General features: G+C 66.6%; 17 protein-coding genes. 8 read left to right on the forward strand and 9 right to left on the reverse strand.

Annotated elements, in window-relative coordinates; translation table 11 throughout:
- Positions 1–188 precede the first annotated feature (188 nt).
- A complete protein-coding gene (locus ACXYMR_RS00695) occupies positions 189–833 on the forward strand; it encodes a fumarylacetoacetate hydrolase family protein (RefSeq protein WP_458940820.1) in 645 nt (214 codons plus the stop codon).
- Between the two features lies 1 nt (position 834).
- Positions 835–1,482, forward strand: coding sequence for a maleylacetoacetate isomerase (gene maiA, locus ACXYMR_RS00700; protein ID WP_458940821.1), 648 nt, complete (start codon positions 835–837; stop codon positions 1,480–1,482).
- Here the strand turns inward: maiA and ACXYMR_RS00705 are convergent.
- Positions 1,479–2,696, reverse strand: coding sequence for a DUF418 domain-containing protein (locus ACXYMR_RS00705; RefSeq protein ID WP_458940822.1), 1,218 nt, complete (start codon positions 2,694–2,696; stop codon positions 1,479–1,481). The genes maiA and ACXYMR_RS00705 overlap by 4 nt on opposite strands.
- A gap of 136 nt (positions 2,697–2,832) precedes the next feature.
- On the opposite strand from ACXYMR_RS00705, the gene ACXYMR_RS00710 reads away from it, so the two are divergent.
- Both ACXYMR_RS00710 and ACXYMR_RS00715 read left to right on the forward strand, forming a co-directional pair.
- Entirely contained in the window at positions 2,833–3,096 is a 264-nt protein-coding gene (locus ACXYMR_RS00710) for a hypothetical protein (protein ID WP_458940823.1), read from the forward strand.
- Between the two features lie 210 nt (positions 3,097–3,306).
- Entirely contained in the window at positions 3,307–5,307 is a 2,001-nt protein-coding gene (locus ACXYMR_RS00715; protein WP_458940824.1) for a hypothetical protein, read from the forward strand.
- A 24-nt stretch (positions 5,308–5,331) separates the two neighbouring features.
- On the opposite strand, the gene ACXYMR_RS00720 is transcribed toward ACXYMR_RS00715, so the two are convergent.
- Genes ACXYMR_RS00720 through ACXYMR_RS00740 form a run of 5 tightly spaced genes read right to left on the reverse strand, consistent with a single transcriptional unit; the run spans position 5,332 to position 10,037 of the window.
- Entirely contained in the window at positions 5,332–5,979 is a 648-nt protein-coding gene (locus ACXYMR_RS00720; RefSeq protein WP_458940826.1) for an ABC-type transport auxiliary lipoprotein family protein, read from the reverse strand.
- The gene (locus ACXYMR_RS00725) at positions 5,976–6,926 is read right to left on the reverse strand and encodes an MlaD family protein (protein ID WP_458940827.1); all 951 of its coding nucleotides are present in this window, start codon (positions 6,924–6,926) and stop codon (positions 5,976–5,978) included. The genes ACXYMR_RS00720 and ACXYMR_RS00725 overlap by 4 nt, the downstream gene beginning before the upstream one ends.
- 13 nt (positions 6,927–6,939) lie before the next feature.
- A complete protein-coding gene (locus ACXYMR_RS00730) occupies positions 6,940–7,704 on the reverse strand; it encodes an ABC transporter ATP-binding protein (RefSeq protein ID WP_458940828.1) in 765 nt (254 codons plus the stop codon).
- A complete protein-coding gene (locus tag ACXYMR_RS00735; RefSeq protein ID WP_458940829.1) occupies positions 7,701–8,855 on the reverse strand; it encodes an MlaE family lipid ABC transporter permease subunit in 1,155 nt (384 codons plus the stop codon). The genes ACXYMR_RS00730 and ACXYMR_RS00735 overlap by 4 nt, the downstream gene beginning before the upstream one ends.
- A gap of 9 nt (positions 8,856–8,864) precedes the next feature.
- Positions 8,865–10,037: an MFS transporter gene (locus ACXYMR_RS00740; RefSeq protein ID WP_458940830.1), complete on the reverse strand. Its 1,173-nt coding sequence runs from the start codon at positions 10,035–10,037 to the stop codon at positions 8,865–8,867.
- 120 nt (positions 10,038–10,157) lie between these two features.
- Here ACXYMR_RS00740 and ACXYMR_RS00745 point away from each other — a divergent pair, with 120 nt between their 5' ends.
- The 3 genes from ACXYMR_RS00745 to ACXYMR_RS00755 are packed head-to-tail and all read left to right on the forward strand — an operon-like array spanning position 10,158 to position 13,296.
- On the forward strand, positions 10,158–11,483 hold the full coding sequence (locus ACXYMR_RS00745) for a glycosyltransferase family 4 protein (protein WP_458940831.1): 1,326 nt from the start codon (positions 10,158–10,160) through the stop codon (positions 11,481–11,483).
- Positions 11,480–12,199, forward strand: coding sequence for a class I SAM-dependent methyltransferase (locus ACXYMR_RS00750; protein ID WP_458940832.1), 720 nt, complete (start codon positions 11,480–11,482; stop codon positions 12,197–12,199). Before ACXYMR_RS00745 ends, ACXYMR_RS00750 begins: the two co-directional genes overlap by 4 nt.
- Positions 12,199–13,296 carry a prenyltransferase/squalene oxidase repeat-containing protein gene (locus ACXYMR_RS00755; protein WP_458940833.1) on the forward strand — a complete coding sequence of 366 codons (1,098 nt, stop codon included), beginning with the start codon at positions 12,199–12,201 and terminating at the stop codon, positions 13,294–13,296. The genes ACXYMR_RS00750 and ACXYMR_RS00755 overlap by 1 nt, the downstream gene beginning before the upstream one ends.
- On the opposite strand, the gene ACXYMR_RS00760 is transcribed toward ACXYMR_RS00755, so the two are convergent.
- A complete protein-coding gene (locus ACXYMR_RS00760) occupies positions 13,253–13,858 on the reverse strand; it encodes a class I SAM-dependent methyltransferase (protein WP_458940834.1) in 606 nt (201 codons plus the stop codon). The two genes, ACXYMR_RS00755 and ACXYMR_RS00760, sit on opposite strands and share 44 nt — an antisense overlap.
- 11 nt (positions 13,859–13,869) lie before the next feature.
- Positions 13,870–14,523, reverse strand: a complete 654-nt coding sequence (locus ACXYMR_RS00765; protein WP_458940835.1) for a hypothetical protein — start codon at positions 14,521–14,523, stop codon at positions 13,870–13,872.
- A 118-nt stretch (positions 14,524–14,641) separates the two neighbouring features.
- Between ACXYMR_RS00765 and pip the strand changes: the two genes are divergently transcribed.
- On the forward strand, positions 14,642–15,607 hold the full coding sequence (gene pip, locus ACXYMR_RS00770; RefSeq protein ID WP_458940836.1) for a prolyl aminopeptidase: 966 nt from the start codon (positions 14,642–14,644) through the stop codon (positions 15,605–15,607).
- Here pip and ACXYMR_RS00775 read toward each other — a convergent pair.
- The gene (locus tag ACXYMR_RS00775) at positions 15,604–16,953 is read right to left on the reverse strand and encodes a sodium-dependent transporter (RefSeq protein WP_458940837.1); all 1,350 of its coding nucleotides are present in this window, start codon (positions 16,951–16,953) and stop codon (positions 15,604–15,606) included. The two genes, pip and ACXYMR_RS00775, sit on opposite strands and share 4 nt — an antisense overlap.
- Between the last annotated feature and the right edge of the window lie 100 nt (positions 16,954–17,053).

The following is a 17,053-nucleotide window of genomic DNA, read 5'->3' on the forward strand; positions in this document are numbered from 1 at the left end:
AACGGGAAACTTACTGCGAGTAATAGGATATGAGAGAGTTGAATAAAATTGGATGGATTCGCCTGCCAGGTATCGCGAATACGGTGCTCTGCTGAACTGCATAATAAACCCAGCGGGCTGCTTGACTGTACTTGTCTGACCTCAACGTCAGGCTCGACGCCCCTCACAGACCGCGTTAAGCGTGCCGCATGAAACACTGCGTCAGCCTGCCCGCCCCACCCTGCTTGCCCATCGTCCAGACCGACACCGTCTTCCCGGTTGGCCGAGTGTTCTGCATCGGCCGCAATTACGCCGCCCATGCGCGCGAGATGAACGCCGCCGCGGACGCCATCTTCTTCATGAAGCCCGCGGATGCCGTGACATCGGCGAAGCGGCTGACCCGGCCCGGAGGGACTACTGATCTACATCATGAGGTGGAATTGGTGCTGGCGCTTGGTGACAACGCCGACATCCTTGCCTGCGGTGTCGGGCTCGACCTGACCAAGCGCGACGTGCAGACGGCGCTGAAGGCCAAGGGGGCCCCCTGGGAAATCGCCAAGGCCTTCCCGTGCTCGGCCCCGGTGGCCTCCCTGCGAGCCGGCCCGCCGCCGACATCCGGGTCGATATCCCTCAGCATCAATGGCGAAGTCCGCCAGGACGGGCGGCTGGAGGACATGATCCTGCCGCCGGCCGACCTCGTCGCCGCGCTGGCTCGCCATTTCGACCTGGCGCCCGGCGACCTGATATTCACCGGCACCCCGGCCGGCGTCGGAGCCCTCCTGCCCGGCGACCAGGTGGTTGCGCGTATTAACGGCCTGCCGACACTCGAACTGACCCTTGACCCGGAGAGCTGACATGTCCCCGATCCTCTATGGCTATTGGCGCTCCAGTGCCGCCTATCGTCTGCGCATCGCCCTCAATCTCAAGGGCATTGCCTTTGACCAGGTCTCCATCAACCTGAAGGACGGGGCCCAGCACGCTCCGGAATGGCGGGCCCGCCAGCCCCAGGGGCTGGTCCCGGTGCTCAGCCATGAAGGCCGCGACCATGTGCAGTCGCCGGCCATTCTGGAATGGATCGAGGAGACATGGCCCGACCCCGCTCTTCTGCCCGGCCATGCCGCCGACCGTTGCACCGTGCGCGCCTGGTGCGCGGTCATTGCCTGCGACATCCATCCTTTACAGAATCTGCGCGTGCTCAAGGCGGTCTCAGGCGATCTCGGTCAGGGCGGCGACGGCATGAAAGCCTGGGCCCAGCGCTGGATGACCTCAGGCCTTGAGGCGCTGGAAGCGATGGTCCGCGACACGCCGCGCACTTCTGACTTCCTGTTTGGCGACATGCCCGGCATGGCCGAGGTCTACCTGGTCCCGCAGATCTACAATGCTCGGCGCTGGGAGGCCGACCTGTCCAATTGCCCGACTCTGGTCGCCGCCGCGGGTGCCGCGGCCGAGCTGCCAGCCTTCAAGGCTGCCGCGCCGGAGAACCAGCCCGACGCGGACGTCTAGCCGGCAGCCGGTTGCCGGCGCAGCGGAACGCGCCGCCATTCGGCCAGCGAGCGCACTGCCCATTCTGCCGGTCCAATCCGGAAATGGCGGCTCCACAGCCATACCGCGCCCAGTTGGGCCGCCATCAAGACCACGCCAAGCACGAACAACCCGCCCTGCGCCATCCGGCCGAACAGGCCCAGGCCCGGCGGTCCGACAAACACCAGGGTCAGGACCAGTGTGTGCAGGAGATAGAGGCTGAGCGCGTGGCGCCCGGCATTGGCCAGCCAGGCGCGCGCGGTGACCAGGACGCTTTCCTGGGTGGCCAGCCGCACGGCGGCGCCATACCCGGCCGCCAACAGCAGCGCTCCGGCGGCGCGCGCGCTTACCCCACGCCACAACACGTCGGGCGCGAAATCCGTCGTCATGCCCTGCAGCGCACCCCATCCCGAAAGCGGCAACCCAATGCCCAGCAACAGGGCTGTGGCCAGCGCCAGCGTTTCCGTCGTGCGTGATCGCGCCAGCCAGCCGGATTGCTGCGCCGCCATGCCCAGCATCAGCAAGCCGGTCACTCCGCCGCCCAGGAAGACGATCTGTATGAGCTCGAACTGCAGCACCAGAGCCAGGTTTGAGGGCCAGCGATCGAGAAAGCCGCTGCGCCATACCGCCTCGACCTCGGCCAGGCGGGCATCGGGATAGCCCAGCACGTCACCGATATCCATGTCGCCGGGAACCAGGGCCAGTAACGCCGCGCCGGCGACCACAAGGCCGAGGGTCGCCAGCACCAGCCCGCCGCCGACCAGCGTCTTGGTCCAGGTCCCCGCCTCGTCAAAGGCCAGTGCCACCAGCCCGGCCAGGGCGAGTACCACGATCAGGTCGCCAAACCAGAAGACATAGCCATGCACCACCCCGACCAGCAGCAGCGCCGTCAGATAGCGACTGGCTGGGGTCCGGCTCGGCCGCCTCGCCAGCCAGCCCAGCCCGGCCCCGATGGCGAACAGCCCCAACACCACCAGCGTCCAGCTGAACAAGGTCTGCGTCAGCCACCAGGCCACCTGGTCAGGCCAGGCCGCGAAGGTGCTCTGGATGACCGGTATGTCGGCCGCCGGCCAGACCAGGGCAAAGCCGGGAATATTGGCGACCACCAATCCAACAATGCTGATGCCCAGGAGCACGGAGGCCAGGCTGTCGGTCGCGCCTTCACTGCCGTCCAGTTTGCCGGAGTGGCCGTCCATGCCGCTTCCCTCCCCGCCTCGCCTTGCCAAGAAACTTACCAATATTTCACGCGCCTTCCGGAAATCGTGAATTGCCTCGCGGGATTCGCAAGCCTAAACCGTCAGGCGCACGGGGATGCTAGGGGTTGAGGGACCGATGATCCAGCTGCTGACAAGTCTGATCGAATGGCTGGCCATTCTGGCACTCTCGAGCATTGGCATCGACTACGACCCCAAGGCCTGCGATACCACCCAGCCGACCCAGTACCAGATCACCATGATCAGCCATGTCGGTGAGGAAGCCCTGCGGCCCGTCGGCTTGGGTGCGGGCGATGACTGCCGGCGCTCCGACCCTGTCCGCCACACCCTGCACGCCGAGAGCCATTGGCTGGTGAAACCGCCGATTCCGCTCGACAGCTGAACCGGCCCGCGCGACCTTTCCAGCGCAAATGTCCCATTTTGCATAGTTTATCTGTGTCGATAGCGCGCAAAACTGCGTATGCTCTGGCATAGTAATCTGTGACCGGGGTCCGCCAGGCGGGCCGCGGTGGCTTGCCAGCGCAGCTCAGCCTTCAGGCGGACGATGACCAAGACCCAGAACCAATCACCCTTGCAGTATGCGGAGATCGGAATGTCGGACGACAACCCGCACGGCTCTCTCACCCCCACCGGCGAGGCCGCCATTGCTGCCGCCCATACCGGCGCTGGCGGCAGGGAGACGCCGGAGACCAAGAGCGGCCGCTGGCTGATCTGGCTGGGCAACAGCTTTGCCCTGCTCTGGGTCGGCGCCGCTGCCGCTTTCATCTGGGGTTATCTCGGGGTCCAGTCGCTTGAGCAATTGTCGCAGTACGGCTTCGGGCAGCTGACCGGCCTTGCCGTCTTCGCCCTGGCCCCGGCCCTGCTCTTCATCATGAGCGGCCTGATGGCGGGCGAGGTGGTACGCAATGCCGGCAATACCCGTCGAGTCGAACTTGCCATCCGCCGCCTGGCCGAGCCGGCCTTGTATGCCGAACACCAGGTCCAGTCGCTTTCAACTGCCGTTACCCAGGAAGTCGAGCGCATCAATTCCGCCCTGGAAAGCGCCCTCGCCCGCCTCGCCGCCATGGAAGAGGTCATCTCCCATCATGCCGAGACCCTGGAACACTCCGCCACCGACGCCCGCGACCGCACCGAAGTCCTTCTCAAAGGCCTGCGCAATGAGCGCCAGCGCCTCGGCGAGGTTTCCGAATCCCTCGATGACAAGGCCGCGCTGATCGCCGCCGCCATTTCCGACCAGTCCAAGATGGTCGCCGCCGCGGCCGAACTTGCGGCCAGCCAGGCCAGCGACAGCGAGAAACGCATCCGCGCCAGTGTCGACAATCTGCACGAGGCCGGAACCGCCGTTACCGAGCGCAGCGACGCCGTCGCCGCCGTCATCGACCAGCGCACCACGCATCTGCGCGAACTGTCGGAATCCCTCAAGGAGCGCTCGGAGAACCTCGACGCCGCCTACGTCAAGCATCGCAAGCGCCTTGCCGCAGCCAGCGACGCGCTGCGCGACGAACAGGAAAAAATCGCCTCGGCGCTCGATTTCCACAAGGCCGAACTGGAAACCATGGCCACCACCGCCCGCGGTGGCGCCGACAGCCTCAACGAGGCCGCTCGCGCCGGTGCGGAAGCGTTCCGGAGCGCCGTCGATGCAGCGCTGGCCCGGGCCGACGAACTGGCCGAGCAGGTGCACCGCGAAAGCGAGCATGCCGCGCACGAGCACGAAGCCGCGCTGTCGCGCCTGGTCGCCGCCGCGCAGGAGGCCCGCGAGGTTTCCGAAGCTGCCATCAACGCCATGGAGGCCCAGGCCGACGTGGTTTCCAGCCGGGTGGAAAAGACCAATGAGGCGGCCTACGAAGCGGCCCGTCGTTCCGACGAGGCGTTCGAGCTGCGCCTCGCCGAGGCCGAGAAACTGACAAACCGCGCTGCGCAGGTCGCCGACGAGGCTGCTGCCGCCGTGCGCAAGCGGCTCGAGGGCGTGCTCGCCTCGGCGCGCTCCGAGACCGAGACGGTCGAACAGCATATTGCCCGCATGACCGAGAAGCTCGGCGAGATGCCGATAATGGCCCGCGACCGCGCCGAGGAAGCGACCCAGGCGCTGCAGCGCGGCCTCGACGGCCTCAATGCCGCGGCCATGGCCGCCGCCGAGGAGGCCCAGGAAATCGACGCCGCCTTCCAGGCGCGCATCCGCCAGAATTATGAGTTGCTGAGCGACTTCATGCTGCGCATGGGCTCGGTCGCCGGCGGCCGCCGCGTGCCTGACCTCAATTTCAACGAGCTGCCCGACCCGCTGGCACGTCGCAGCCGGCCCGAGGCCAGCCAGAGCGAACCGGAGGCCGAGCGCCCGAAGGAAGCGAAGAAGAAAGCCTCGCCGAAAGCCGATGAGCCCGGCCTCAGCGATGACGACATGAATGTCCCGCTTGGCAGACCGGAGCCAGGTGAAAGCCGCAAGTCGCGCCGCGAGACCGCCGCCGAGCCCCAGGCTCCGGGCAAGGCCGGCGAGGCTGGCTGGCGCTGGAAGGATCTGCTCAATTCCATGCCGTCCGAGGACGACACGCCGTCACCGCGATCGCGCAAGCCCCGCAAGTCGTCCGACGAGGACTAGGTCCCGCCCGTCATTGGATTGCGATCAGTCCGTCGCCCCGTCGGCGGTCAAGGCCGGACGCTGCGTGGTCGCTTCCGTCCAGGCCGCCAGGTCCTGTGCGACCTGCATCGAGGCCGCATCGAATGCCGTCACGATGGCACGCGTCGAGTGCGCACTGGCCCGCGTTTCGGCGGAAAACATGCGGCTCGCCAGCAAGCGCTGCTCGACCCCGTCGATAAGCCGCGCGGCCAGGCGGACGCGAACCAGCGGCGCCGCCGTCGCGCCACGGTCGTACTCGGCATGGAAGTCGTGCAGATCGAGCCGCAGGCTGTAATTCGACCGGGTTCCGTCTTCCGGCCGTGTCGGGGCCAGATGACTGTCCGCCGCTCCGAAGGTCTCGACCACCAGGTCCTGCAGGATATGCGTTGACGGAGCGATCCAGCGTGCACCGGCAACATACGCAATCCGGCCGTCGCGCATCAGCGCGATCTCCGGCCCGGACAGACCACGTGGCGCCTGTGGCGCCTCGATCTCGACGGTTTGCCACTGCCCCCCGGTCCATTCACGCGGCTCGGGCGAACTGAGCCGGTAGACACCGACCGGTTCGCTTTCCGGCAATAGGGACACGCAGGCACTCAGGCCGGCCAGGCAGGTGGCCGCCAGGGCCAGGCGCGCGAGACGGGTGGCGTTCATTCCGGTATCTCCACGGTTTCAGGCGGTGTGCCGGCGATGAAGGCACCCGGATTGTTTTCCAGTTCGAGCGTGATCCGCTCCAGCGCGGCAATCAACCGGCGCAGGTCGGAGGCCGACCGGTTGAGGTCCTGCAGCCCGTTCTGGGAGAAGCTCTCCACTGCCGGGGTCAGGCTTTCCAGCATGATGCCGGTATCGATCGCGGACTGGTTCACAGCCAATGCTGCCGCGGCCGTCTCGTTGACCGCAACAGTGGCTTCATTGTTGAGGAAAGCATCGGCCGTGCGTCCGAACTGCTCGACCGAGCGCGCCGCCGCGGACATGTCCACGGCCGCCGTTTCGATCTGCTGCAGAGTGCGCCGCGTATCCTCGAACAGGGCCTGCTCCTCGGACAGTTGATCGGTCAGCTCGCGCAGATTGGTCAGGGTGGCCGAGACTTCCTCGACATTCTGCTCGCTGAGCAGGCTGGACAGGCGGAACAGGGCGGTCTGGGCGGCGTCGAGCACGTCCTCGGACCCCTCGAACAGGCCTTCCAGTTGCGCCCGCCGGGCAAAGATGCGCGGCGGCTCGCGATTGGCCGGGCTGACCAGCCGCTGGGCGTCCGGCGTACCGCCGGTGATCAGAATGTAGGACAGGCCGGTCAGACCCTGCGGCTCTAGCTGGGCGAAGCTGTCGACCTTGACCGGCGTCTGGGCCAGCACCCGGATGGTGGCGATCACCCGGCTCTGCTCATCAAGCTGGAGATCCGTGACTTCACCCACCTGGATACCGTTGAAGCGGACTTCCGCCGCTTCCCGAAGGCCGCGCACCGGCCCGTCGAAGACGATCTCGTACTCGGCGTACTCCTCGTCGAACTGGGCATTGCTGAGCCAGAGCACGAAGAATCCGAGTGCTGCGGCAATGATGACGGCGAACAGACCCACCAGGGCGTGATGCGCTTTGGTTTCCATAGCCTAACTCTCCTTATCCCGAGCGCGCGGCACGGCCGCGCGGCCCATGGAAGTATTGCCGGATCCAGGGATGCTCATTCTTCATCAATTCGCTGATCGGCGCGACCGCTTCGACTTTCTTGTCCGCCAGCACCGCCACCCGGTCGCAGATGGCGTGCAGGCTGTCGAGGTCGTGCGTGATCATGATGACAGTCAGGTTGAGGGCCCGGGACAGCTCCAGGATGAGATCATCGAACGCGGCCGCACCCACCGGGTCCAGCCCGGCTGTCGGCTCGTCGAGGAACAGAATATCCGGGTCGAGTGCCAGCGCGCGCGCGAGGGCCGCGCGCTTGCGCATGCCGCCGGACAATTCCGACGGGAAGCGGCTCGCCGCCTCCGGCTCCAGACCGACCAGGCCGATCTTCATGCCGGCAATCTCCTCCATCAGGCCGAGCGGCATGTCGACGTGCTCTCGCAGCGGCGCCATGACATTCTCGAGCACGCTCAGCGAGGTGAACAGGGCACCGTTCTGGAACAGTACGCCCCAATTGCGGCTGATTTTCTGGTGCTGCTGCATCGACAGGGCAGACAGTTCGATATCCTCGAACCATATCTCGCCGCCATCGGGCTGTTTGAGTCCCAGTATGGTGTTGAGAAGGACGGTCTTGCCGGTCCCAGAACCGCCGACCACGCCAAGGATCTCGCCGCGGTAGACATCCAGGTCGAGCTGGTCATGCACGACATGCTTGCCGAACGCCGTGCGCAGTCCGCGCACCGAGATCAGCGGGTCGGCACTCATATGTCGAGCTCCAGATACATCATCGCGAACAGGGCTTCGAGCACGATCACGGCAAAGATCGACTGCACCACCGAGGCGGTCACGCGGCGCCCGAGCGACTCCACATCACCTTTCACCTGCATACCCTGGCGGCAGCCGATGATGGCAACCACCAGCCCGAAGACCGGCGCCTTCGACATGCCGACCCAGAAATGCGTCGCCCCGACTTCATTGTGCAGGCGCGTGAAAAACAGCGTCGGCGAGATGTCCTGGGCGGTCCAGGCCACCAGCATGCCACCGAAAATGCCGGCAATCATGGCACCGAAAGTCAGCAGCGGGGTCATCAGCACGCAGGCGACCACGCGCGGCAGCACCAGCACTTCATACGGGTCGAGCCCAAGCACCCGCATGGCATCGATCTCCTGCTGCATCTTCATTGCTCCGATCGAGGCGGTGAAGGCGCTGTCGGAGCGGCCGGCCAGCATTATGGCGGTGATCAGCACGCCGAACTCACGCAGCACCGCGATGCCGACCAGTTCCACCGTGAACACGGATAAGCCGACCGATTGCAGCAGATTGGCGCCCATATAGGCCACCACCGCACCGATGAAGAAGGACAGGACGGCCACGATCGGCAGGGCATTCACGCCCACTTCCTCCATCGCCCACACGGTCGGCGTCAGACGGAAGCGCCAGGGCTGGCCGAGCGTCCGCATGCCGGTGATCAGGGTCCTGCCGAAGAAGGCAAATGTGTCGACCGCCTCCCAGTAGGCGGCCTCGAGACCGGCACCGATCCGCGCCATCGCCTTGATGAAACCGAAGACCTGCGGCTCCACCGGCTGGCAGATTTCCGTGCGTTCACGGACTTCGCGGATCAGGTCACGGGCAATGTCGTGCTCGCCCAGGAAGTGGAAGGCGCCGTCCGGCTCGCCACAGCGCCGCGTCGTCCGGCCCAGCAAGTAGGCCCCGGCCGTATCGATGCGGCCCAGCTGGCTCAGGTCGATGACGATATCACCCGGCTCGGTGGTTTCCTCCACCCGGCGGATCGCCTCGTCATGCCGGCCGATCGTGCGCACGACCCAATCACCGCTCGGCGTGAGAACCGTCTGTTCTCCCGCGACACGAACGTCGAGCTGCGCCGGCTGCGGGCTGTTCTCTTTGATACGCCTCATGTCAGCAGCCTATTTGATTCCACGCGGTGGCGGGAGTGCGGAAATCCGGGCCAGCCAGACGGCGGCTAAGAGACCGGCAATCCCCGGCACGGCCATGATGGCAAATCCGGCGACACCAATGCGGGCGAAGAAATACCCGGAGGCCGCGGATGCCGCTGCCATGATGATACCACCCGACAGCGCCGAGTTGAGCGCCTGCGCCATCGCCCCGTGTTCGTCCGGCACCGCGTCTGCGGCATAGCGCAGGAAGCCGATATAGGTGGCCGCGAAGGTCAGGGCGTGCAGCGCCTGCACCGCGACCAGCACGAGCAGCGGTGGCGCCATTGCCGTCACGCCCCAGCGCACGATCGAGGCGGCGCCGCCGATGGCCAGCAGAAAGGCCGGGCTGGCCTTGCCAAAGAAGCCGCGCCCGGACAGCCAGAAGAAACCGATCTCCACGGCAACCCCGAAGGCCCACAGCGCCCCGATGGTCACATCGCTGAAGCCCTGCTCGCTCCAGGCCACCGCCGAAAAGGCGTAGTAGAAGCCGTGCCCGCTCTGGATCAGCGCCGAAGCCGCCAGCGCCAGACCGAACGGGCCGGCGACCAGCTTCACCACATGCTTGAGATGCGCCGCTTCCTCGCCGACATCGACCGTGCGCCGACCTTCCGGCAGCCATGCCGCGGTCAGCACCAGCAGGCCGGACGCCAGGATAAGCCAGGCCAGCACGCTTTCCGAACCGTAGGCATCGGTCAGGGCTCCGGCGGCGAAATTGGCCAGGATGAACAATGCCGACCCGACCGCCCGCACCGGTCCGAAGCTGAACGCGCCGCCGCGCGCCGAACGGATGGCGAAGGCGTCGATCACCGGAATCTGGCCGAACAACAGCGCCCCGGACAGGAAGGACAGCGCCATCAGGCCCCATGGGCTGGCCACCGGCCAGTGCAGCCAGAACACGAGGGTGCAGCCGATGGCGAAGGCGAGGATCGGGTCACGCCGGCGCAGCGAGCGGTCGGCCCAGCGCGCACCGAGCGGGGATATCAGGGTGCGTCCGGCCATTCCTGCGGCGACAATCCAGCCGATCCATTCCGGGCTCAGATCGCGGCCTGCCAGCCATTTCGGGAAGTAGGGCAGGAAAGCCCCCAGCGTCAGGTAGAACGCTCCGTAATAGGCGGCGAAACGGAAGGCCGGCGTCCTGTGCATGCTGTCGCTTGTCCTTCCCGCTCTGCTCGCCCGGACGCGATCCGGTAACCGGCGCTTGGCGAACACTGTTCACGTCTATACGGTCGCGACGCCGATTTGCACCAGCGGAACGACATCCCCATGGACCAGAATTCCCGTGTTTCCACAAGCTTGGAAGACGTGGCCGACATTGCCTCGGGCATCCGTGCCAGCTCTGATCCGGTGCGTCCGCTGCGCGTGCTGGTCAGCGGCTACCGGTCGCACCCGCATGTCGGCGGCCAGGGCGTCTATGTGCGCGAACTGAGCCGCGCCCTGCAAGCACTCGGGCACACGGTGAGCGTTGTCTCCGGCCCGCCATATCCGGAACTGGGCGACGGCATCGAGCTGCACCGCCTGCCCTCGCTGGACCTGTTCGCCGAGGACAATGCCCTGTTGGCCCTGCGCCCGGCCCACCTCAGGCGCTGGTCGGATCTGTCGGAATGGCTGGCCCACAATACCGGCGCCTTCGGTGAGCTGTACGCCTTTGGCCGTCGCCTTGAACGATTCCTGGCCGACAATCCGGGCCGTTTCGACGTGCTGCACGACAACCAGACCCTGGCCAGCCCCTTCCTGCGCATCGAGCGCCACCTGCCGGTGGTGACCACCCTGCACCATCCGATCGCCATCGACCGCGATTACGCGCTCGCGGCCGCCAGGGACACCATGCACCGCCTGCTGACCCGCCGCTGGTATCATTTCGTCGGTATGCAGGCGCGCACGGCCCGCCGCCTGCCTCGTCTGCTGGCCGTCTCGGAAGCCGCGCGCGACACCCATGCCGAACGCTATGGTGTCGACCCGGAGCGTGTGCGGGTCGCCTTCAATGGTCTCGATCACGACACCTTCCATCCCGATGCGTCAATTGAGCGCGAACCCGGTCTCATCGTCACCACCGCCAGCGCCGATGTGCCAATCAAGGGTCTCGACGTGCTGATCGACGCGCTCGCCCGCGTGGCCGCTGCGCGCCCCACGGTTCGCCTGCACATCATCGGTCAGATGCGCGACGGCCCGGCGGCACGCCAGCTCGCCGCGCACGGTCTCGCCGGCCGCGTCACCACCAGCCAGGACCTCAGCCGCGCCGAAGTTGCCGCACTCTATCGCCGGGCCCATATCGTCGCCTGCCCGGCACGCTTTGAAGGCTTCGGCTTTCCCGCCGCGGAGGCCATGGCGTGCGGCGCCGCCGTTGTCGCCAGCGATGGTGGAGCCCTGCCGGAAGTGGTCGGTGAATGCGGCCTGATCGCCCGGGCCGGCGACCCGGTTACCTTCGGCGACCATCTCGCGCGCCTGCTCGACGACCCGGAAACCGCACGGCGACTGGGAGAGACCGCCGCCCGCCGCGCCCGCGAGGTGTTCAGCTGGACCAGCCATGCCCGCGCCGCTACCCGTCTCTATACCGAGGCCCTCGCCGCGCGCGGAGGGCAGCGCCCATGATGACGATACGCCTCGAGGCACTGGCTCTGGAGCCGGGCATGCGCGTGCTGGATCTGGGCTGCGGCCAGGGCCGCCACATGCACGGGCTGTACTGGTCCGACATCCCGGTGCACGCCGTCGGTCTCGACCTGTGCGAAACCGATTTGCGGATTGCCGCTGACAAGTTCTTCGAGCTGCCGCCGCCCGAGCCGGCCTCGTCCGAGCGCAGCGCCGTCCTGACGACCGGCCGGGCCGAGCGCCTCCCCTTCCCCGATGCCAGCTTCGATCGCATCATCTGTTCCGAAGTGCTCGAGCATGTCGACGACCCCGACACCGTGCTGGCCGAGATCGAACGCCTGCTCAAACCCGGCGGCCGCTTCGCGGTATCGGTGCCGCGCTACTGGCCCGAGGCCATCTGCTGGCGCCTGTCTGAGGGCTATCCCAACACGCCCGGTGGCCATGTCCGCATCTTTCGCAGCGCCGAGCTGCGCCGCCGCGTCGAGGCGCGCGGCCTCGGTCGCTTCGCCCGCCACTGGGCGCACGCCCTGCACAGCCCCTACTGGTGGCTGCAATGCGCGTTGTGGGAACGGCGTGACAGCAGCCGTCTGGTTGCCGCCTATCGCCGCTTCCTGGAATGGGATCTGCTCAAGGCCCCCCGCCTGACCCGCGGCCTGGAAGCCCTGCTCGACCCGGTTCTGGGAAAATCTGTCGTCATGTATTTCCGCAAGCCCGCCTGATGCCCGCTCTCGTCGATATCCGCGCCTGTGCCAAGCGCATCGAGGCCCTGCAGCAGGCGGACGGGGCCCTGCCTTGGATCGAAGCCGGCATCTGGGATGCCTGGAATCATGGCGAGAGCGCCATGGGCCTGGCGATTGCCGGTCGGCAAACCGCTGCCCTTCGGGCCCTCGATTGCCTGGTCGAGCGCCAGGAAGCCGATGGCGGCTGGAGCGGCGACCTCGGCGCCTCGGTACCGCTTGACGACACCAATCGGCACCTCCTGCCCGGCCGTCCTGCGCGCGCGCGCGACACCAATTTCACCGGCTATGCCGCGGTCACCGTGCTGCGCAGCCTGCTCGCTCTTCAGCGCCTCGACCTGGCACCACGCTATTGGCCGATGATCGCCGCCGCCATGGATTTCGTCCTGCACCACCAGACACCGCACGGCGACATCGTCTGGCGGGCGCCCGAGGGGAGCGAGGCGATCGACAGCATCGACTCCCTGCGGGCCGGCAATTCCAGCCTCTACAAGGCGCTGGAATGCGCCATCCTGCTCGGGCGCCTGCTCGATCAGCGGGTTGACCATTGGGCCGCCGCGCGCCGGCGCATCGGCGCTGCCCTGCGCGAGCACGATGCTCGCTTCGACCGCACCGGCACTGACCGGCGCCGCTTCGCCATGGACTGGTATTATCCGGTCCTTGCCGGCGTGGTGGCACCGGAGAGCGGGCAGGCGCGGCTCTACGCTCGCTGGAGCGAATTCGTCTCCCCCGGCCTCGGCTGCCGGTGCGTGTCGGACGAGCCGTGGGTCACGGCAGCCGAGACCGCGGAACTCGCCCTCGCCTGTCTGGCCGCCCGCAAGCCGGCCCAGGCCCGCGAACTGATCGCCAACCTGGCGCCACTCGCGGCCCGCGACGGGGGGTACTGGATGGGCTGGCAATTCGAGGAAGAGATCATCTGGCCGCAGGAACGACCCGCCTGGACGGCCGGCGCTCTCGTGCTTGCCGCCGATGCGCTCGACCGGCTGACACCGGGCCATGATCTGCTGGTGCGCAACTGGGTGCGCGAACTGCCTGTCAGTCGATCCGCCGAAGCACTTCCAGCGTTCCTGTCCGACTGACCGGTTCAAACAGGCCGGACTGCTTGGCGAGACAGAAAATCTCGTAGGGCGGACGCCCGCCGTCCGCCGGATCGGGAAAGACGTCGTGTATGGCCAGAAGCCCGCCAGGGACCAGGCGGGGGGACCAGCCGCGATAATCTGCCAGCGCCGCCGGCATGGAATGCCCGCCATCAATGAACACCATGCCGAGCGGCGTGCTCCAGTGACGCGCCACCACGGCGGACGGGCCGACGACCGGGATCACCACGTCTTCCAGACCGGCGCGGTACAGCGTCTCGCGCAGCGCCGGCAGGGTTTCCACCGCGCCCAGCTTGGCATTGTACAGCTCGGGATCGTGGTATGCCTCGCCCGGCTGGTGTTCTTCCGAGCCGCGGTGATGGTCGAGCGTGTAGAGCACACTGCCCGCCTCGCGCACCGCCGGTCCGAGATAGAGTGCCGACTTGCCGCAATAGGAGCCGATCTCCAGCACAGGCCCGCTCCGTCCCGCCTCGCGGGCATAGCGGGCCAGGGCCTCGCCCTCGTCCGGATCGAGGAAACCTTTGACTTCGGCTGGATCAAGCATGGCCAAAGGCTTCAGGAGGAGATCGCGGACGGAGCGGCGTGCCGGATGGCCGCCAGCTCGTCAGCCCGGTTGCGCAGCGCGTCGCTGCGCTGCGCCAGCTCGCCGCGGGCCTGGTTCAGGGCTGGCAGCGCGTCATCCTCGGCATCGATGGTGGCGATCAGCGCATCGACCACCTCGAGCGCTTCGCGGGTCTGGGTCATCGCCGTTTCGACCCGGCCCAGGCTGCGCCCCAGCCCGGCCCGGCTATTGCCCCCGTCCGCAGCGACCAGGCGTTGCGCCGCCAGGTCGACTTCAGAGGCAAGTCGCACAGCGGCCTCGACGTCCAGGCTGAGCCGTGTCACCAGCGCTGCGGATCCGGCTTCAATGTCGTGATGATCGAGATAGCGCGTGACCGGGGTGACTGACGGCTCGGTCGCGTCGGCCTGTCCGGCGAGACGCCCCAGCCAACCCAGGGCGGCCCCGTTTTCATCGGCCGCACGGATCAGCTTCATGTCGCGGTACTGGCTGGCCAGCGTGCGCGTCGCAGCCTGCACCTCGTTCTGGATCGGCGTCGGGATGGCTGCCTCTTGCTGGGCGCTGCCATTCAGGGATATCGGCGCACTCGCGCAGGCAGCTGTCAGACTGCACACAGTCAGCGCGATGGCGACATGCCGGATACGATCCATGTAACGCGTTTTCCCAGAATTGTAGCTGTTTGCCCCTGTCACCTGGGACGATACATCCTGCACGGCCTCAACGCCATGCAATATTGTATTTATCTCGCACTGCCAGCACACTCGCAGCATGGACGCCTCCCATTCCAGACGACTGCTCTACCCTCCTATCCGGCCGCACAGGACCCGGTCCCTGCCGGTTGGTGACGGCCATGAGCTCTATATTGAGGAATGCGGCAGGCCTGACGGTGTTCCCGTCATTACCCTGCATGGCGGGCCCGGTGGGGGCGCGTCACCGGCCCTGCGCCGCTTCTTCGATCCGGATCGCTACCGCATCATCCTGTTCGACCAGCGCGGCTGCGGGCGCTCGACACCGCATGCTGGCCTGCACGCCAACACCACCGCGCACCTGGTCGATGACATTGAACGTATCCGGGTCGCGCTCGGGGTCGACAAATGGCTGGTCTTCGGTGGTTCCTGGGGGGCCACGCTGGGCATCGCCTATGCCCGCGCCCATCCCGACCGCTGCCTCGGCCTGGTCCTGCGCGGCGTTTTCCTGTGCACCCAGCTGGAACTCGACTGGTTCTACCACCACGGCGCCAACATGCTGTTCCCGGACGCTTGGGAGCATTTCGTCGAGCCCCTAACCAGCGCCGAACGCGCAAATGTCCTGCGTGCCTATTACGAGCGCCTGACCACGGACGATATCATCGAGCGGCGACCGGATGCCCTCGCCTGGGCACGCTGGGAAAGTGCCCTGATTTCGCTCACCGGAGATCCGGCCGCGCCCCTGGCCGACCCCCTGCGCGCGGACGCCCTCGCACGGCTTGAGACCCACTATTTCCACCACAAGGGATTCCTCGCCCGCGACGGCGAATTGCTCGACGACGTCGAACGCTTCAAGCATTTGCCGGGGATCATCGTGCAAGGTCGCTACGACATGGTGACCCCGCCCAGAACGGCGTGGAGCCTGGCTCGGGTTTGGCCCCAAGCCAGGCTCCAGATCATTGCCGATGCCGGCCATGCGGCCGGCGAGCCGGGCATAGTCGATGGCCTGGTTCGGGCCACCGACAATTTCGCCGACCTGTTGTCCTAGCCCAGACCAAGCGTGGCGCCGAGGGCACCGCCATTGAACTTGGCATCGAGGCCGAGGATCAGGATGATGGCGATCGCCGGCGGCACGACGAACTTCACCGCGAAGTGGAAGAAGCCGAAGAAGCCGTCCGAGATCTGCGACAGTTCAGAGCGCAGCAGGCTCTTCGGGATCACCCAGCCGGTGAATACCGCCACCAGGAAACCACCCAGCGGAAGCAGGAAGCTGCCGGAGATCCAGTCCACGAAGTTGGCTCCGAAGTCCGCCGAGTAGACCGCACCGGCGCCGATCATGAAGGCGAAGAAACCGACCAGGGTGGCGATTTCCGGGCGATTGAAGTCGGAATGCTCTTCGATGAAGGCGACGACCGCTTCCATCAGCGAGATCGACGACGTCACCGCGGCGATGAAGGCCAGCGCGAAGAAGGCACCGCCAATGATATTGCCCGCCGGCATAGTCGCGAACTGGGCGGGAAGGGCCGAGAAGATCAGCCCGAGGCCTTCGGCCGGATCGATGCCCACCATGAACACGATCGGGAAGATCATCAGACCCGCAATCAGCGCAACAACCGTGTCGGCCGAGGCAATGATCATGGAGGACGACCCGATATTGGTATCCTTGGGCAGGTAAGAGCCGTACGTGATCATGATGGCGGATGCCACGGAGACCGAGAAGAAGGCTTGGCCGAGCGCCGAGACAACGGTCTGACCGTTGACCGCCGAGAAGTCCGGCGTGAACAGGAATGCAATCGCCTCGCCGGCGCTGCCGGTTGCCAGGGAGTACACGGTCAGGCCGATCAGCACGATGAAGAACAGCGGCATGAGGAGGGTCGCGACCTTTTCGATCCCGCCCTTCAGGCCCCGGGCCACGATGCCCACGGTGATGCCCATGAAGATGACATGCCACAGCAGCTGCGTGCCCTGGCCTTCATAGAATTTGGTGGCGCCGGCTTCGCTGCCAAAGCCACCGGTGAAACCCGCCGCCGAGAAGGCCATGACCTGGCCGGCGATCACCGAATAGGTGGTCAGGATCAGGAAGCCTGCCGCCGTACACACCCAGCCGACGATGGCCCAGTTGCCCGACTTGCCGGCCTCTTGTGCCATCTTGCGGGTCGAGGAAATGGCCGATTGCTGCGCGTGACGGCCGATGGCGATCTCGGCCATCAGCACCGGCAGGGCGAACAGGATGACGCAGGCGATATAGATCAGCACGAAGGCCGACCCGCCATTCTGGCCCGTCATGAACGGGAAGCGCCAGAGATTGCCCAGACCGACTGCTGAACCGACAGCGGCCATGATGAAAGCGAAACGCGACGACCAGTGCGCGTGCGTACCCGGTGAAACGGCCATGAAACTCTCCCCTTGCGGGCGCTCGTTGAGGCGCCCCCCGCCAGTTGCGATTGGCGGGCACATTTCCCCAACCGCCCGGCCCGGTCAAGCAGGATGCGGC

It is taken from the genome of Maricaulis sp. CAU 1757, assembly GCF_054482675.1.

Bases quoted from the DNA above. Each gene is read 5' to 3' on its own strand.
- ACXYMR_RS00725 (WP_458940827.1), bottom strand. From the start codon at position 6,926: ATGGAAACCAAAGCGCATCACGCCCTGGTGGGTCTGTTCGCCGTCATC.
- ACXYMR_RS00765 (WP_458940835.1), bottom strand. From the start codon at position 14,523: ATGGATCGTATCCGGCATGTCGCCATCGCGCTGACTGTGTGCAGTCTG.
- ACXYMR_RS00760 (WP_458940834.1), bottom strand. From the start codon at position 13,858: ATGCTTGATCCAGCCGAAGTCAAAGGTTTCCTCGATCCGGACGAGGGC.
- maiA (WP_458940821.1), top strand. From the start codon at position 835: ATGTCCCCGATCCTCTATGGCTATTGGCGCTCCAGTGCCGCCTATCGT.
- ACXYMR_RS00705 (WP_458940822.1), bottom strand. From the start codon at position 2,696: ATGGACGGCCACTCCGGCAAACTGGACGGCAGTGAAGGCGCGACCGAC.
- ACXYMR_RS00695 (WP_458940820.1), top strand. From the start codon at position 189: ATGAAACACTGCGTCAGCCTGCCCGCCCCACCCTGCTTGCCCATCGTC.
- ACXYMR_RS00715 (WP_458940824.1), top strand. From the start codon at position 3,307: ATGTCGGACGACAACCCGCACGGCTCTCTCACCCCCACCGGCGAGGCC.
- ACXYMR_RS00740 (WP_458940830.1), bottom strand. From the start codon at position 10,037: ATGCACAGGACGCCGGCCTTCCGTTTCGCCGCCTATTACGGAGCGTTC.
- ACXYMR_RS00735 (WP_458940829.1), bottom strand. From the start codon at position 8,855: ATGAGGCGTATCAAAGAGAACAGCCCGCAGCCGGCGCAGCTCGACGTT.
- ACXYMR_RS00710 (WP_458940823.1), top strand. From the start codon at position 2,833: ATGATCCAGCTGCTGACAAGTCTGATCGAATGGCTGGCCATTCTGGCA.
- ACXYMR_RS00745 (WP_458940831.1), top strand. From the start codon at position 10,158: ATGGACCAGAATTCCCGTGTTTCCACAAGCTTGGAAGACGTGGCCGAC.
- pip (WP_458940836.1), top strand. From the start codon at position 14,642: ATGGACGCCTCCCATTCCAGACGACTGCTCTACCCTCCTATCCGGCCG.
- ACXYMR_RS00775 (WP_458940837.1), bottom strand. From the start codon at position 16,953: ATGGCCGTTTCACCGGGTACGCACGCGCACTGGTCGTCGCGTTTCGCT.
- ACXYMR_RS00720 (WP_458940826.1), bottom strand. From the start codon at position 5,979: ATGAACGCCACCCGTCTCGCGCGCCTGGCCCTGGCGGCCACCTGCCTG.
- ACXYMR_RS00750 (WP_458940832.1), top strand. From the start codon at position 11,480: ATGATGACGATACGCCTCGAGGCACTGGCTCTGGAGCCGGGCATGCGC.
- ACXYMR_RS00755 (WP_458940833.1), top strand. From the start codon at position 12,199: ATGCCCGCTCTCGTCGATATCCGCGCCTGTGCCAAGCGCATCGAGGCC.
- ACXYMR_RS00730 (WP_458940828.1), bottom strand. From the start codon at position 7,704: ATGAGTGCCGACCCGCTGATCTCGGTGCGCGGACTGCGCACGGCGTTC.